Annotated in this window: 14 protein-coding genes; 1 reads left to right on the top strand and 13 read right to left on the bottom strand. The window is 34.8% G+C overall.

The window, feature by feature from the left end; translation table 11 throughout:
• Nucleotides 1-97: 97 nt before the first annotated feature.
• The 12 genes from MHH69_RS06830 to MHH69_RS06775 all read right to left on the bottom strand — a co-directional run bounded on the left by MHH69_RS06830 (nt 98) and on the right by MHH69_RS06775 (nt 12,160).
• Nucleotides 98-1,303, bottom strand: a complete 1,206-nt coding sequence (locus MHH69_RS06830; protein WP_122973033.1) for a hypothetical protein — start codon at nt 1,301-1,303, stop codon at nt 98-100.
• Complete coding sequence (locus tag MHH69_RS06825; protein WP_122973032.1) at nt 1,293-1,829, bottom strand: RNA polymerase sigma factor SigX; 537 nt, start codon at nt 1,827-1,829, stop codon at nt 1,293-1,295. Before MHH69_RS06825 ends, MHH69_RS06830 begins: the two co-directional genes overlap by 11 nt.
• 265 nt (nt 1,830-2,094) lie before the next feature.
• Complete coding sequence (locus MHH69_RS06820; RefSeq protein ID WP_122973031.1) at nt 2,095-2,400, bottom strand: hypothetical protein; 306 nt, start codon at nt 2,398-2,400, stop codon at nt 2,095-2,097.
• Between the two features lie 185 nt (nt 2,401-2,585).
• On the bottom strand, nt 2,586-4,361 hold the full coding sequence (locus tag MHH69_RS06815) for an ATP-binding protein (protein WP_341361983.1): 1,776 nt from the start codon (nt 4,359-4,361) through the stop codon (nt 2,586-2,588).
• A complete protein-coding gene (locus MHH69_RS06810) occupies nt 4,354-5,070 on the bottom strand; it encodes a response regulator transcription factor (RefSeq protein ID WP_122972877.1) in 717 nt (238 codons plus the stop codon). The genes MHH69_RS06815 and MHH69_RS06810 overlap by 8 nt, the downstream gene beginning before the upstream one ends.
• A gap of 210 nt (nt 5,071-5,280) precedes the next feature.
• Nucleotides 5,281-6,468 carry a c-type cytochrome biogenesis protein CcsB gene (gene ccsB, locus MHH69_RS06805; RefSeq protein ID WP_122972876.1) on the bottom strand — a complete coding sequence of 396 codons (1,188 nt, stop codon included), beginning with the start codon at nt 6,466-6,468 and terminating at the stop codon, nt 5,281-5,283.
• Nucleotides 6,465-8,132, bottom strand: a complete 1,668-nt coding sequence (locus MHH69_RS06800) for a cytochrome c biogenesis protein ResB (RefSeq protein WP_122972875.1) — start codon at nt 8,130-8,132, stop codon at nt 6,465-6,467. The genes ccsB and MHH69_RS06800 overlap by 4 nt, the downstream gene beginning before the upstream one ends.
• A 5-nt stretch (nt 8,133-8,137) precedes the next feature.
• Nucleotides 8,138-8,683, bottom strand: coding sequence for a thiol-disulfide oxidoreductase ResA (gene resA / locus MHH69_RS06795; protein ID WP_341361982.1), 546 nt, complete (start codon nt 8,681-8,683; stop codon nt 8,138-8,140).
• A 107-nt stretch (nt 8,684-8,790) separates the two neighbouring features.
• Entirely contained in the window at nt 8,791-9,525 is a 735-nt protein-coding gene (locus tag MHH69_RS06790) for a pseudouridine synthase (protein WP_122972873.1), read from the bottom strand.
• Between the two features lie 288 nt (nt 9,526-9,813).
• A complete protein-coding gene (locus MHH69_RS06785; protein ID WP_406927334.1) occupies nt 9,814-10,794 on the bottom strand; it encodes a D-alanyl-D-alanine carboxypeptidase family protein in 981 nt (326 codons plus the stop codon).
• A gap of 30 nt (nt 10,795-10,824) precedes the next feature.
• Nucleotides 10,825-11,412, bottom strand: a complete 588-nt coding sequence (gene scpB / locus MHH69_RS06780) for an SMC-Scp complex subunit ScpB (RefSeq protein ID WP_341361981.1) — start codon at nt 11,410-11,412, stop codon at nt 10,825-10,827.
• Nucleotides 11,381-12,160, bottom strand: a complete 780-nt coding sequence (locus tag MHH69_RS06775) for a segregation/condensation protein A (RefSeq protein WP_122972871.1) — start codon at nt 12,158-12,160, stop codon at nt 11,381-11,383. Before MHH69_RS06775 ends, scpB begins: the two co-directional genes overlap by 32 nt.
• Before the next feature lie 112 nt (nt 12,161-12,272).
• Between MHH69_RS06775 and MHH69_RS06770 the strand changes: the two genes are divergently transcribed.
• Complete coding sequence (locus MHH69_RS06770) at nt 12,273-12,794, top strand: DUF309 domain-containing protein (RefSeq protein ID WP_122972870.1); 522 nt, start codon at nt 12,273-12,275, stop codon at nt 12,792-12,794.
• A gap of 49 nt (nt 12,795-12,843) precedes the next feature.
• Here MHH69_RS06770 and MHH69_RS06765 read toward each other — a convergent pair whose 3' ends face one another.
• Nucleotides 12,844-13,215: a GNAT family N-acetyltransferase gene (locus MHH69_RS06765; RefSeq protein WP_122972869.1), complete on the bottom strand. Its 372-nt coding sequence runs from the start codon at nt 13,213-13,215 to the stop codon at nt 12,844-12,846.
• Between the last annotated feature and the right edge of the window lie 42 nt (nt 13,216-13,257).

The following is a 13,257-nucleotide window of genomic DNA, read 5'->3' as shown; positions in this document are numbered from 1 at the left end:
AATATTATTTTTTAACATTATATCTCGAAATTGAAATATTGTAAAGATAGTTCAATAGGAAAAACTTTTCCTTTTATTTCCTATTTTCAAACGCTATTTATTGAAAAACTGTTGAATATGGTATTTCATTTGCACCGACCGGCATTGGTAATGTTGTAGTAAAATCAAAACCTTGCCATTCGGTTTGGGTTACATTTTTAAATTGTACGTTCATATTGAAATTTGCTGCGGTTAATAAAATTCCTTCAATCATTTTCATCGCTTGTTGTTGATCAAGAGTCATTAAATCCAATTGTTCAGTGAATGTTACAGTAACCACATCCTGTTCAACCGTTACATCGTAATCAACATCCGGAACAATAACGGATTGATAAACATCATTTGTGTTTTCTTTCATTGTAAGAATCGCTTCTTCTACGGTTGAATAAAAAGCTCTAAAGTTAGGCACTAAATAGCTCTGACCATCTGGCTGTGTAAATTGATAATAGTTGTATTGAGTCGTTTCACCATTCAATGGAATTGGTGATGATTCTCCTACTTCACTGAATATAAAGGGTGAACCAGTTTCATCTAATTGAACAACTTCATCATAATGATCTCCAAATGTATCTACTAGTGATGCTGTATAAGTTGTAAGTGAACCAGTTCCAACATCATATAATTGATCACTTGGTAATGTGTGAACAACTTGATTATCCCGTTCAGTAATTTCCCCGTCATACGGATGATAATTATGAAATCCAATAGCCTCTTCGTTAAACAATGGTGCATATTTGTTATATAGCTCAACCCCTGTAGGTTGACTATTACCAAAATCCTCCTGAATTCTTTCATTTGGAATTAAAACGGTTACAGGGATACTATCTGCAGCATCACTAGCTAATCCTAATTTAAATATCGTATTTCCTTCAATTTGATCAGGATAAACAGCTGTACGAAGATCAGCCATCTCAGTTCCCATTATATTCATTTCTTCACTAGATTTCGATTCCTCTGATTCAATCATAGAGTTCTTAGAAACACTAGAGGAATCGTCTGCTCGATCCATTACGGTAGTTTCTTCAGAAGTATGTTGGTTCATCATTGACGGAACTAATATAGCGATTAAACAGACTGCAGCTATTGAAATGGCCATCGGTATCCAATTAAATTTCTTTCTAGTTTTCTTCAAAGGCTCCTCATCAAAAAGTCCATCTTCCTTTAGTCGTTGGAGGACTTCATCTTTTGAACGTTGATCATGAATTTTCGGTACATTGGATAATAGATTTTCAATTTTGTCGTCATCCCATTGGTCATGAGTCATGTTGATTCGCCTCCTTTTTGGATGTTGTTAATAACTCACGAAGTTGTTTAATGGCCCGATGTTGTGTTGTTTTAACTTTTCCTTCCGTCCAATTTAAAACCGCTGCTGTTTCCGATATAGATAATTCTTGGAAATATCTCATAATGATGACCATCTTTTGATCACCAGTACATTTTTCTAAAGCGGTTAATAACTGCTGCATTTCGTCATTGAGCTCGGTAAAACTTTCAGGAGATTTAGTTGGTGATACGAGTTGTTCTGTTTCCCAATTAAAAGCATTAAAACTGTGGGAAGAACGAACAGTATTTTTTCTAAAATAGTCGATGGCTACATTTTTTGCAATGGCAAATAGCCATGTTTTCTCTGAGCTTCTCCCCTGAAATCGCTCGTAGGATTTTAATACTCTTACATATACTTCATGGGATAAATCTTCTGCAATGGTTCGATTTTTAACTAAATAAATTAAAAATTGAAAGACATCTTGATGATACAATTCATACAAACGATGGAATATGGACTCTTTCAAACTATCAGTCCTCCGTTCCTATTAATTTTGTCGTATACAACATAGAAAAGTTTCATTAATTCAAGATATTTTATAATTTCTATTAAAATTATTCTATATGGTCATTATAAGTGCAAATATCGATGATATACATAAAATAAAGGAAAAGGTTGTCCATTTCACTACAATCTTTAAGGACAACCTTTATTTTAACGGTTTTACATTTAATGGTACAACTAAAATAAAGAACAATTTTTATTTGACGATAAACAGTCCACGAAACTGACTATTCCTTTTGCTCAAATTGTTTTGCTACTGTTTCAATTACATTGACTCTTCTTACTAAATCTCGATAACGCATTTGTTGTTGCGCTTTTTCTTTTGTAACTCTCTGTTGTTCTATATATACCTTTTGAATTTCCGAATGAAAGTATTCAATATCTGATTGATTACTCGATAAATTAGCTGCACTTTGAAGTACCAGCTTTTTAGTCTTTAAATCCGATTCTAAAGAATTAAGTTTGTGAATTTCTTCTTGTACACTCGTACATTCATTTATCAAATCTTGAAATAGATCGAGAACATGCCCCATTTCAACTATTCCCCTTTCCACACAATTTGGTTTTCTACGATATCTCTTTATCTTATGAATATTATTTCCGAAAAAACTTCTAAATAATGATGTTTTTTAACAATTGGAAAAAGGGGCTATTTAATGTCGTTCTTCCAATATAAAAAAGGCTAGAAACATTGACGTTTCTAGCCTTATCACTTTTCTTATAATGGTAAAAAGAAGGTGAAAGTAGTTCCTTCTCCAACTACACTATCTACATGAATATTCCCTTTATGGGCTTCGACGATGTTTTTCGCAATGGCAAGACCTAACCCTGTTCCCCCTTTAGAACGTGTTCGAGCTTTGTCCGCTTTATAAAAACGTTCAAAAACATAAGGTAGATCGTCTTGTGGAATTCCCTCTCCAGTATCCGAAACTTGGATTTTTGCATAGGATAATTCTTGCGTTAAGGAAACCGTTACACTTCCCTGTTCGGAAGTATGTCGAATCGCATTATCAATTAAATTCGTTAACACCTGTTCAATTCGATCTTCATCCATACTTATTTGAACATCCTCAGACAACTCTGTCTTAAATTGAAGATGAACTTTCCTTTCCTTTGCAACCTGGGTAAATTTTTGCGTAATTCTTTCAATAGCATGCACAATCGGAACTTCGTCTTTAAATAAATTTGTATATCCCGATTCCATGCGAGCTAAATCTAACAAGTCATTAACTAAACGTCCCATTCGCTGAGATTCATCATAAATGATGCGAGTCATTTCACTCCGTTCTTCTTCGTTGGACACTACATCATCTAATAACGCTTCAGAATACCCTTGCAACATCGCAATAGGTGTTCGAAGTTCATGGGACACATTCGCAATAAAATCGGAACGTAATTTTTCAAGACGGGATTGTTCGGTCATATCGCGAATGACCGCAATGGCCCCACGAATGGATAGTTCACTATTTTTTAATGGACTAATCGTAATTCGATAGTAGGAACCACCTATTTCAAGGTCTTCTTCTAGCTTATCTTCAAAATTTAATACATGATCTAGCATTTCAAAAATTTCCTTAGGAATAGGACTGTCATTTTGCCCTTTTTTCCCTATAAACCATTTTTGAAGTAATTTATCAGCAGGAGGGTTACTTAATAATATCGTACGATCCCGGTTAAATGTAATCACACTATCGGTCATTGAAGTTAAAACACTTGCTAACTGTTCTTTCTCCTGGTTAATCACTTCTAAATGATGCTTTAATTGTCTACCCATTTGATTAAAAGCAACGGCTAATTGGCCAATTTCATCATTTTGAGTAGTAGGCAACGTTTCATCAAATCTCCCTTTTGCCAATTCAAAGGCGTGTTCACGCATTTTACGTAATGGCCATGTAATACGGGAAGATAGGAAGAAGGCAAAAAACGTTGTTAAAACAAAGGCAATAAAAGCTGAAAGGAAAACGATTTTCGTCGTTTCCTGGGATGTTTCATGCAATGCCTTTGGATTTTGATAGATGAAAATTGCCCCGTGAACTTCATCATCACTTTTTAATGGATAACTTAATACAACATAAGTTTCCATTTTCTCTTCATCCGTTTGAGAAGGTAAAATCATTTCATCGATAATTGGTTTATCCGATTCATAAATTTTATCGAAGGCTTTGTTTTTTATAATACTATTTTGAATTACTTCTTCGTTTGTTGCTGTTTGAAAGGATGAAACGACTTTTCTTTCATTTGAAGCAAGGAAAGCATTGGTATCCTCCGTTAACATTTCTTCGATAATTTCATCTGTTAACTGCTCTAAATCATAATTATCAACGATACTAGCAATCGTAGAGGCTGTTTGGCTTAAAGATTTTTCTGCTTGTTCACGATGATAATCTTCTAAAAACTCCAACATTAAAACCGTAAATACGAACAATACAAATGAAACGAGAAGCAATATGGTAATCCATAGCTTCCCGACAATACTTCTCCATATTTTAATCATTGATTACCTCAAATTTATAACCTACGCCCCAAACCGTTACAATCATCTTCGCTGCATTCTCCGATACTCGATTTAGTTTTTCGCGTAAACGTTTTACATGGGTATCGACTGTTCGTAAATCACCAAAGAAATCGTAATGCCAAACTTCTTTTAATAATTGTTCTCGGTCAAATACTTTATCTGGAGATTTAGCTAAAAAATATAACAGCTCGTATTCTTTTGGCGTTAAGTTTACTTCCGTACCATCGGCAGTAACACGATGTGCATCATGATCGATAGTTAAATGTGGGAAAACCACTAGATCCTTTGAAGTAGACGGACTTGAAACGGGTGAAAACACAGCTGAACGACGTAAAATTGCTTTAACACGTAATACAACTTCACGAGGACTAAATGGTTTTACAATATAATCATCTGCACCTAGTTCGAAACCTTGTACTCTGTTAGCTTCTTCACCTTTAGCAGTTAATAATATGATAGGTGTTGTTTTCTTTTCTCGTAATTCTGAACATACTTGTAGTCCATCTTTTTCAGGCATCATAATGTCCAATAGTATACAATGATAGTCTTTCTCTAAAGCCATTGTAAGGGCGATTTCACCATTTTCAGCTTCATCTACTTCATACCCTTCACGTTCTAAATACATTTTTAATAAACGTCGAATACGGTCTTCATCATCTACTACTAATACAGAAATATTTTCAGACATAGGTTTTACCCCTCTCATTCTTTCTCTTTACTATTGTACATTTTCATATTAAAAATTTAAAGGAGATATAACAAAACTTCCACAGTTATGTCGTTTTGAAAGATTTTTGAAAATAGATTAGAGAAAAATTGTATGATTATTTGAAAAACTAAATTCTATAAAGAAAGTTCTTCCCATTAATGAGAAGAACTTTCATCCATTAACTTACTCTTAAGCGTAAGAATGTAAACCTGCAATTACTAAGTTTACAACTATTAAGTTGAAAAGAATGATGGCAAAGCCGATACATGCAAGCCATGCGGATTTTTTACCTTCCCAACCTTTAGATAAACGTAAATGTAAGTATGCCGCATAGAATAACCATGTGATAAGCGCCCATACTTCTTTTGGATCCCATCCCCAGAAACGGCCCCACGCTTCTTGCGCCCAAATCATGGCAAATACAAGGGCACCTAAACTGAATATAGGGAAACCAATTAATACAGAACGATAACCAATTTCATCTAATAAATTTAAATTTACTTTTTTAACTAATGGATGAAGCATACTTAAAATACTTCGACGAGTAATTAATCGGATTAAAATATAAAGAATTGAACCGAACACAAATGACCAAAATACAGTTGTTAATTTTTGCGCATTAATAACTGGCGCTGTTTCAACAAACGGTTCCATCACGTCATCCGTTAATAGTACGTATTCATTCATTCCGAAAACAGCTGGCATATTGTATGTGATTTCTTGTTGTGCTCCTTCTTTATCCACATAAGTAAACGCTGCTTCATAACCAATACTTTTGAAAATCACTGTTGCTAAAATAAATCCAATTACTAAAACCATAAAATAAAGAACAGCTTCTAACCAGAAACGGCCTTTTGATTTCACTTGAGGATCGGTATCTTTTAGTAAGTACAACAATCCTGCAACTGCACTAATTGCTAGAACCGATTGACCAAGGGCAGCCGTAATAACGTGAATCGTTAACCAATGACTTTGTAAAGATGGCACTAATGGATCCACATCATTCGGGAACATAGCCGCATAACCGATAATTAATAGCGCAATCGGTAATGCTATAAGCCCAAGGGCAGTTAAACGATACATATAGTAAATAAGAATGAAAGCAGCAATGATAAACATACCAAATGCAGTCGTAAATTCAAACATGTTACTTACAGGTGCATGTCCTGTATAAATCCATCGCGTAATAAAGTAACTTAAGTGGGCTAAAAATCCGATAATCGTTACGATCATCGCTAATTTGCCCCATTTATCAGCACGTTTTGCTGCACCATCCGGTTTTGAACTTTTAATCGCTCCACCGAAGAAAAATGTTCCGACTAAATAAGCAACAAATGCAACAAATAACAGATTTCCACTTATATCAATTAAACTCATAAAGTGCTGTCACCTTCCTTTTCTTTTCCTTCACCTTCGCCATCTTTATCCTCTTCTCCTTGATCAATGTATGGAGGCAAGTGGGCAAAATCTGATAAAGCATTTAAATCTTTCTTTATACTAAACCAGTTTTTGTTTGTATGGGCTGCAAGGCGAATTGTACCATCTTCCAATTGTTCCACCCAAACACGTCGGTGATTCCAATAAGAACCGATGACTACACCTAACATAAAAATAACGCCACCAATTGCTAAAATTGGAATGGTACTATCTTTATGTACAGTTAAACCAGACATATCTCTAGTTTCAACACTTTGGAATTCCATTTTATACGTGTTATTACCATTTGGTTCAATTGTTTGCTGAATCGCTACAAAGCTTACTTCCCCTTCTGGTTTATCAGGTGTTACCATTTTAAATATAAATGCTGGATTATTAGGGGTTGGTGTAGCTGTTTGCGGTTCTCCATTTTCAAATCCTGAGAAGTCAGGATAGAAACCTAATAATTCTACTTTTGTTTGATCATTCAATACATATTCTTTTTGAGGATTTGTTAGATCGATACTAACAGCACCTAAAGATTCGCCTGTTTCCTTATTTGTTAGCTCGAAGTTCATCGTTTTCAGTTCATTTAAACGGAAATCCATTTGATAAAAGGAAAATCCATCATGTTGTAAAGGATGATTGACTCGAATGGAGTATTCTTCTACTAACTCTAAATTTTCAGCTTGACCCGGAATTGCATCTTCAGACTGTTTATATAATTTCACATCAGTTTGATAGTTTTTCGCTACGACATTAACACCTTGCAACTCTTGGTTTTCTGTCTTTTCATTATCGTGCATTTCTAAAATGAAATCTTCATTTTCGATAAAGTAACCATCCATTCCTGGAACTGCCCGAGTTTCTCCTTCTCGAATCCACATCGATTCGTCCACATAAAAACCAGGTACAAGTCGAAGCATCACACCAAACAAGAATATGATCAAACCAACATGGTTTATGTAAGGGCCATAACGGGCAAAACGACCACGTTCAGCTAAAAGCGCATTGCCATCTCGGCGAACTTTATATTTTAACGCTTTCATTTTTTCTTCTATTAAATTTAAAGTTTTGGATGAATCCCCTTCTGTAACAGGACCTTCCGCAATGATACGTTGTCGCTTCATAAAACTAACATGTCGTTTAACACGTTGATTTTTTAAAGAGCGATGTAATGGTAGACCTCTATCGATACTGGCAACAATAATCGAAATCGCCAGCATTCCCACTAATATTTGGAACCACCATGAACTATAAACATTGGATAGCCCTAATTCATAATAAAGCTTCCCAAGGGAGCCGTAAGTTTCTTCATAATATGCAGCCTTTTGCTCCTCCGTTGAAACACTAACATAAAATTCTTGTGGGAAAATCGTTCCAATCGAAGCAGCAACGAGGTTAATAATAATTAAAGTTACCCCTACTTTTACACTTGAAAAGAAATTCCAAATTTTATCGACAATCGATTTATTTCTCGTTTTCGATCGAATTGCGATACCATCATATCGCATATTTAAAATTTTACTCTTTTTACCTTCTTCAGTTAAAGGTTGGCCACACTTTTCACAAAGCAAAGTACCTTCTGGGTTTTCATGACCGCAAGCACAAATAATTTTTCCCATTTGAATTACTCCTGTTCTGGCTTAATTGATTCCATATAGGAAGCGATTTGTTGTTCGTTCATTTCACCAGTAATAATTTTCTCAACTTCACCTTCTGGATTAATTAAGATAGTCGCTGGCAACAAATCAACATTATAAGCCGTCATTACACTCTTCGTAGGGTCAATTGCAACTGGAAAGTGTACATCTAAACTTTCAATAAAGTTTTTCACTTCAAATTCAGTTTGGGCAATGTTTACTGCTAATACTTCAACGCCTTGTTCTTTATAAATGGCATATTGATTTGACATAGCAGGCATCTCTTTCTTACATGGCTTACACCAAGTTCCCCAGAAATTTAAGAAGACTCCTTTTCCTTCATAATCTGAAAGTCGATGTTTTAAATCGCCATTATATAAATCAACAAGTTCAAAATCTGGCGCTTTGTCCCCTACTTGTAAAACTTCTACCTTTTCCTTAGTTGCTGTACTATAAACTGTATAGACGATTGCAGCTAAAAGAACAACGAGGATAACACCGCGATATATAGAACGTTTTCTTTTTTTATCCATTTACAGGTTCCTCCCCAGAAAACTATACAATCTTCTTTATTATAGCAAACTTCATTTTTGCATTATCTTCTGATTTTGACTGATTTATGAAACTTTCTTTCCTAATATCAGTCAATTTTACCTGTTTCTGCTAAAACTCGAAGCAATTTTACCTCATGTTTTGACAATTCCCGATATTCTCCAGGTTTTAATCCAGCTAAATCTAAAAATGCAAACCGTTCACGTTTTAATTTGACAACTGGTGTCCCTATCGCTTCAAACATTCGACGAACTTGTCGGTTGCGCCCTTCGTGAATCGTAATTTCACAAATTGCTTTCCCTGCTTTTTCATCAAAGGATGTCATACTTACTTTTGCGGGTGCCGTTTTACCATCTTCTAATTTAATACCGCGCTGTAATTTCTTTAAGCCGTCAATGGTAGGTACTCCCTTTACACGAGCGACATAGGTTTTATCGATTTTAAACTTTGGATGGGTCATTTGGTAAGCGAATTCGCCATCATTCGTTAATAAAAGTAAACCTGATGTATCATAATCAAGACGTCCAACTGGGAAAATACGTTGATGTACATGCTTTTTGAAAATATCCGTCACCGTTTTTCGACCTTTATCGTCTGTTACAGCTGATATTACGCCTCTTGGTTTATATAACAAAAAGTAAACTTTATCTTCTTTTTCAAGTTTGATACCATTTACTTCGATTGTGTCAGAGCTTGAAACCTTTGTCCCTAACTCCTTGACAACTTTTCCATTGACTTTCACTTTACCTTCTAAAATTAATTGTTCTGCTTTTCGCCTTGATGCTACGCCAGCATACGCAATCACTTTCTGTAATCTTTCCAATTTGTCCACCCCGTTCATTCGTGTCAGCACATTTAATCTGTTGAAAATTATGTCATATTCTGTTTCATTATTAAAGAAAAATAGCTTATTTCGAAAGTTGTTTGATTATTTCGAAAGGAGCCATGTAAAAAACATATAAAATTGCTTCTTTCTTAAGCTATATGTAGTTTATGGATACTTTAAACTGTTAAAAATCCCTATATCCAAAACACAAAAAATAAGACTGCTCGAATTGCAGTCCTTAAAGAATGATCATCTTTATTCGTACTGTTCATTATTGGAACGACTTTATTTGATATTAACTCTAGTTGAATAAATACTTTCATTATTTAAAAATACATGCCAAATTCCAAAGTTGTCTTGCTTTCTAGATAAGTGTAACACGTTTTGAATTTGTTTTTCTTCTTCTTTGTTAACTAATAGTTTAATCGGTTTACTTAATTCTACCGTTTTTGTTTCTGTTGCTTGATATTCTCCTTTATCTGCAATTGTAACATAGTCATAGTTGGAAAATATTTTATTCGCAAGTGATGTATGTACTTGCCAATCATTTGACTCGCTTAACGTAACAACAATAACCTTTTTATTATCTTTTTCAAAATAAGTTGCCAACGTTCTTCCTGCCACTTTTGTAAACCCTGTTTTTCCTGCTACGGCATCTACTTGTTGACGTAAAAGGCGATGTTTATTTTGCCAAGTGACACCATTTTTAGTTGGACTTTTATAATTAATCGTCGAAGCAATTTTTTTAAATGTATCGTTCTGTAAAGCAATACGTAACATTTGAGCTGTATCATATGCGGATGAAAGATGTAATTCATTGTGTAAACCAGAAGGGTTTGTAAAATACGTATCATTTAATCCGTATAGATAAGCTTTTTCATTCATTAAATCAACGAAACCTTCTAAGGAGCTTCCTGCATGTTCTGCTAAGGCGTATGCAGCGTCATTCCCGGAACGTAACATTAAGCCATACAATAACGTTTCCACCGTAACTTTTTCACCAGGCTCTAAATAAATCGATGAGCCTTCACTTAATGCTGCTTGGCGAGAAATGGTCACTTCATCGTCTAATTGACTATTTTCAATAGCTATTAATGCTGTCCAAATTTTTGTTAAACTAGCTATAGGCATTCTAGAATGGACATCACTGCCTTCCAATAATCTACCTGTTTCTGCATCAATTACGGCATACGAAGCATTTGCTGCGGTTGTAACCGAGAAAAAAAATACGATGGAACAAAGAAACGCAAAAAAGATTTTTGCAATTTTTTTCAACAAGCCACTCCTTTTTTCACTTTACTCTTCACTAAAAGCTTCTTGGAATTTCGTCATAAATAAATCTGTTTCTTCATTTTCATCCACTTGATCGCCTTCAAGTAATGGAGGAAGTTCTTTTATATCTTTCAAACCGAAATAGTTCAAAAACTCCTTTGTCGTACCATAAAGTATCGCTCGTCCTGTTCCTTCTGCCCTTCCGACTTCTTGTATTAATGCACGGGAAACGAGCGTTTGGATAGGACGTTCACTTTTCACTCCACGTAAATCTTCAATTTCCGTTCTCGTAATGGGTTGCTTGTACGCAATAATAGCTAACACTTCTAATGATGCCGTAGATAACACATGGCTATTCGGATTTTCTACAAGTTTTTTTATACAATCCGCCATCTCAGGTTTTGTCGTTATTTGATATGTACCTGCTAATGTTTTTAATGTGATTCCTCGTTCTTCAGATTCATTATAATTTGTTTCTAGCTCACTTAAAGCGGCCTCAATCTCCATTTCATCGACTTCTAGTAATTGGGATAGCTGCTTTAAAGTTAAGCCATCGTCGCCCACTACAAAAAGAAGTGCCTCAATCTTGCTCATCAAATTGTTTAAGTTCATCGCCAATATCCTCCTTTTGTAAAATAACAGTTAAGTCTTCGAAGTTATTTTCTTGCTCTACAAAAACGACATGGCGTTTCATTAGCTCTAATAATGATAAAAACGTTACAATAATTGTTGATTTATCTTCGTATGGGAAAAGTTCAGAAAAGGAAGATCGACCCCCGCTTAACTTTAACGAATCAATCACAGCAATCATTTGATCTTTAACCGATATTTCTTGTCTAGCAACTCTTGTAGATAAAGGTCTTTTAAGCTGCTTCCGACGTAGCAATTTTTGGAAAGCACTTAACATATCATAAACATTGACATTCATATCGAAAAGTGCAAGCTGTTCATCTGGCAGAAATCCTGATAAATCGCTAGGTGGTCGTGTGAAAACTTGTGCACGATCAGCTTCTAAATCCTTTAATTCGTTCGCAGCTTCTTTATATTTCTTATATTCTATTAATTTTGTTACGAGCTCTTCCCGTGGGTCAGGTCCTTCAACTTCAAATTCAGCATCTTCTATTTCACCTTCGTGAATGGGAAGGAGCATACGACTTTTAATCGCAAGTAATGTTGCTGCCATGACAAGATACTCACTTGCTTCATTTAATTCTAGCTCTTTCATCGCATGAATATGGTCAATATATTGTGCGGTTAACTCAGCCATTGGAATATCATAAATATCAATTTCCAAACGATGAATTAAATGCAATAATAAGTCAAGAGGACCTGTAAAGGCTTCTAATTTTACTTCATACATGTGTCAACCACCTGACATTTTGTTCGTTAACTTTATAGTTCGTCCTAATTTTAATCATATGGATACTTAACTATTGTAATTCAAATTTTAGTATAGAGGAAAGAGGATTGTAATGCATCCACTGTTTCATCCATTGTTTATAGATTATTGTACATATTTTAATGGCAATCAAGATTATTTTGAATGTCACGAAGTTCTTGAAGAATATTGGAAAGAAATTGCACCTGGTAAGAAAAATCATCCATTGGTAGGATATGTCCAACTTGCAACAGGCATGTATCATTGGCGTCGAAACAACACAATCGGTGCTATGAAAATATTAAAAAAGGCTATGAACAATTTCTCTATCAATCAATCATCGCCCTTTTTCGATTTCATCGAGTTCGATGAATTATGTAAAAACTGCGAAATGAGTATGGAAGCTATAAAAAATGGTGAATCCTTTAAACCTTTTTCTTTAACTTTGACTCATGCTAAGTTTGCTTCAATCGTGGATAGAAAAATAGAAGAACTACCCAATGTTTCAAAAGAATTTCTTCTCCATAAACATATGCTACGCGATCGTACAGATATTCTTGAAGCTCGGAACAATAAACTTGGCTTATCGCAAAAACATTCTAATAAAGAGGATTAATTACAGCTTTTGCAAATATATTTGTAAAAACAAGAAGAAGAGGCTGACGTCACTCGTTGTCGTCCGCCTCTTCTACTATTGGTAAACATTTTTCTATAAAAGGTTGTGTTTCTTCATTCGCTTTCAACTCTTTAAATTGCCCTGTCTTTAAAAGTGCTTTCAACATGGCAATTGCGACACCTTCACCTCGATAAGAAGGCACTACCGTAATATGTTGAATGATAGCAACAGAATCTTTTTCGAGCACTCCTACAATTCCTATATATTCTTCATCTTTTTTCCACAAATACAAATGCCAATTTTCTTCTTCTTCATAAGCATGTATTGTTTCCATCAAACGCTTTACGTCCTTTTCTTGAGGCATGAACGAAAGCAGACCCATTGCTATTTTTTCAAAAGATTTTTTATAGCGTATTAACATGAATAACATTCCCTCATTTTCTATCAGTACAACATCTTTAAA

The organism is Ureibacillus sp. FSL E2-3493 (genome assembly GCF_038077515.1).
GTDB lineage: Bacteria > Bacillota > Bacilli > Bacillales_A > Planococcaceae > Ureibacillus > Ureibacillus halotolerans.
Note: the sequence above shows the minus strand (reverse complement) of the source record. Positions and strands in the feature narration are given on the sequence as shown.